General features: G+C 43.3%; 4 protein-coding genes. 2 read left to right on the forward strand and 2 right to left on the reverse strand.

The window, feature by feature from the left end; translation table 11 throughout:
- A partial coding sequence (locus IQ260_RS29465) for a hypothetical protein (protein ID WP_228016552.1) occupies positions 1-801 on the forward strand: 801 nt, incomplete at its 5' end.
- A gap of 403 nt (positions 802-1,204) precedes the next feature.
- Positions 1,205-1,675 (forward strand): hypothetical protein, encoded by a 471-nt coding sequence (locus tag IQ260_RS29470; RefSeq protein WP_193996614.1) that lies wholly within the window; start codon positions 1,205-1,207, stop codon positions 1,673-1,675.
- A gap of 176 nt (positions 1,676-1,851) precedes the next feature.
- Here the strand turns inward: IQ260_RS29470 and IQ260_RS31320 are convergent, their stop codons facing one another.
- Positions 1,852-2,436: an MFS transporter gene (locus tag IQ260_RS31320; protein WP_228016553.1), complete on the reverse strand. Its 585-nt coding sequence runs from the start codon at positions 2,434-2,436 to the stop codon at positions 1,852-1,854.
- Positions 2,408-2,855 (reverse strand): MFS transporter (locus IQ260_RS31325; protein ID WP_228016554.1); only part of this gene is annotated, 448 nt, incomplete at its 5' end. The genes IQ260_RS31320 and IQ260_RS31325, both read right to left, overlap by 29 nt.

Below are 2,855 nucleotides of genomic sequence, written 5' to 3' on the forward strand. Positions count from 1 at the left end.
TCTCTAGTCTCAGGTAAACGGTTCATTTTTTTTCTTAGATTATTAGAGTTTTTTTTGCCTGGCTTGATATTTTTTATAGTAATGTTCATTCTAATTTATTTGATGCCAATAGATTCAGTGATGAGTTGGCCTTGGCTTATTCTGTTGACTAGCATAGGTGTTGGAAGTGCTTCCTACGGGCTATTGCCTAAACACATAAAAGTAGTTGACAAAGTTGAATTTTCACTTGAGAGAGCCATTCGGTATACGAGTTTTGGTTTTGTTATTGGGATGACATTTATCCCTATTCATTTCTTGTTGCAACCTAAGTTTTACGATCAAAACCTTAAATATGCTGTCTTTGAACTCTTTGCCTTTTTTCTCAGTGGTTTACTGGCGGGTGTCGCTCCTGGAAAAGCAATTAAGATTGATCTAAAAAGGACTCCTAACCAGGGTATTAGAAGAACAAGAAATTATTCGACAATGTGGTTTGTTTTTGGGAGTTTAATCGGTGCTTTCTTTACCATCGAAATGGATGGATTTGAGATTGTTCGATCAACTTGTATTGCTTTAGCAGCTGGAATATTTGCTAGTTTGATTTGTAGCAGTAACTCTGGCTTGATTTGTATTAAACACTTTGTCTTACGATGTATTCTTTATCATAAGAAGTATATACCATGGAACTATGCTCGTTTTCTAAACTACGCTACTGAACGAAAACTTCTGCAAAGAGTAGGTGGTCGATATAAGTTTTGGCATGATTTTTTACGAGAGCATTTTTCTAAGATGAGTTTGGAGTCGGTCGAACAGCCATTTATGTAAGCCTGTGTAGAGATAGTTTGATTTTGGACTTGCGCTAAGCAGTCTACCATCGTGTTGCAGCGGACGGAATCATATCTTTGCCACATTATGTAAGGTACTGTTTACCGCTGAACGCAACCGTTAGACAGAGTGAATGACTAAAATTGTCTTGTCTATGTCTTAACAACTTCATCCTTATCTTAGAAATACTTACGCATATCGACTACCGAGCAGTAATCAATATAATGGTAAAGGTTACTTAGGTTGAGTGATGGACAATATTAGACTCTCATGACAACAGAAGTCTTCAAAGTTGAGTTGGAAGCTGAACTTGTCTAATGCTCCGTAATATTGGGCAAATGAACCCTCGAATTCTAAACTTTTGAAGACGATATAGAATATGAGATGCCCACTCCTCATTAACGTGTTGATCTTAACCCTGATCGCTCTAGTGATCGGTTATTGCGGTGGATCAGAGAGTGAGCCACCCCTGGCCGAGCCTCGTATCCGTATATCAGGTCCCCCCAACGCCAGGTATAGCTACACATTAGAGCAATACGGACACTATGGAGATGCAGGAATAGGCCTCATCAGTTCGAATTTTGGAGCACAGTATATTCCAGAGTTAGGCATAGTTGAGAAAGCGCTCAAGCCACAAGGAGTCGGGTATTACTTGTCTGTAGCTCCTGAGGAGATCAGATTTGAGGCCAGCGGTGATGCGAATGACAGCAATACAAATGTAGCGATGAAAAGCTACAATCCAAGCGTTACGTTTGTTATTACTCTGCTTGATGGAGAAACTGTTGTCAAAATTAAATCTAGCAACAATAGGAGAAGAATGGCTGTTATCGACTATGGCGAGATTCCTAACCATGCTAGACCTGTTACCCAATAAGAAATAAGGGACGGGCTCGAAAATGAAATACTCGTAGATCGAGTTTCGACTCCGCTCAACTCTCGAAGCTAGCAGGTTGAGCGGAGTCGAAACCGGATTGATCAGGTACATTATTTAGCCGCAGATCCCTAATACTCAGGTGCATCTGCGCAGCATGCCCTCAGGCTGAATAGAACTTACGCGTCCTCAGATGTCTTGAGCTTTAACAAAATCTCATCATGACGGTGACGCGTAATCGGATAAATCGCAGCGCAACAAATCCCAGTCAGTAGCACAATGGCCGGAAACGGCCCCAATATCCACCGAATCGCTACCAATGCACTATCTGGTTGAGTAATCGCTAGCTCACTACCATTACTTTGAGAAATATAGCCAGCACCTTCCAGCATTTTGCCCACCATAAAAACTGCGATCGCAGTGCCAAACTTTTGCAATTGAATCATCAAACCACAAAAGATGCCTTCTCTCCGCTGGCCAGTGTGCAGCTCATCAAGATCAAGCACATCGGGCAACATCGACCAGGGCACCAGATAGGCCGTTGAGAGTCCCATGCCCGCTAAAACACCTAACCCATACATCAAGCCAGTCTGCCCTGGCTTGAGCAAAAATAACCCCATTAAAGCCACAATCGTTAAAGGAATGCCCCAACAATAGACAGCGCGTTTGCCAATCCGTTGACCAATGGGACTCCAAAAAACATCATCACCAACGCCGTACCCTGTACCCCCAGGATCATTTGGGTGTGGAGTGGGGAATCGCAACGACAGTCAGAGCCCCATAGAACAGAAATAGTACAAACGTGTAGTAAGTAAATAATTGCCACTGGCTACTGAATGGCGGAATCAGCCAGAGCATCCAGAAGCTTAACCCTAACGGGACTGCCCCCCAGAGCATCCAGGGAAACCGTCTACCCCATCGTGATTGGGTGCGATCGCTAAGCCAGCCCACCAGGGGATCATTGACCGCATCCCACACTTTGCTAACCAGCAACACGCTCCCTGCCAAGCTTGGCGAAAGGCCTACAACATTGGTAAAAAAGAAGAATAAAAAGAAAACCAGAATACTGTTAGGAATTTCTTTACTCATTTCACCAACGCCATACCCTAGCTTTGTCTTAATCGTTAGGGGCGCAATGGATACTGGGTCATTGATAGTCTGTAGTTGGGCCAAGATGTCACGT

It is taken from the genome of Leptolyngbya cf. ectocarpi LEGE 11479, assembly GCF_015207065.1.
GTDB lineage: Bacteria > Cyanobacteriota > Cyanobacteriia > Phormidesmidales > Phormidesmidaceae > Leptothoe > Leptothoe ectocarpi.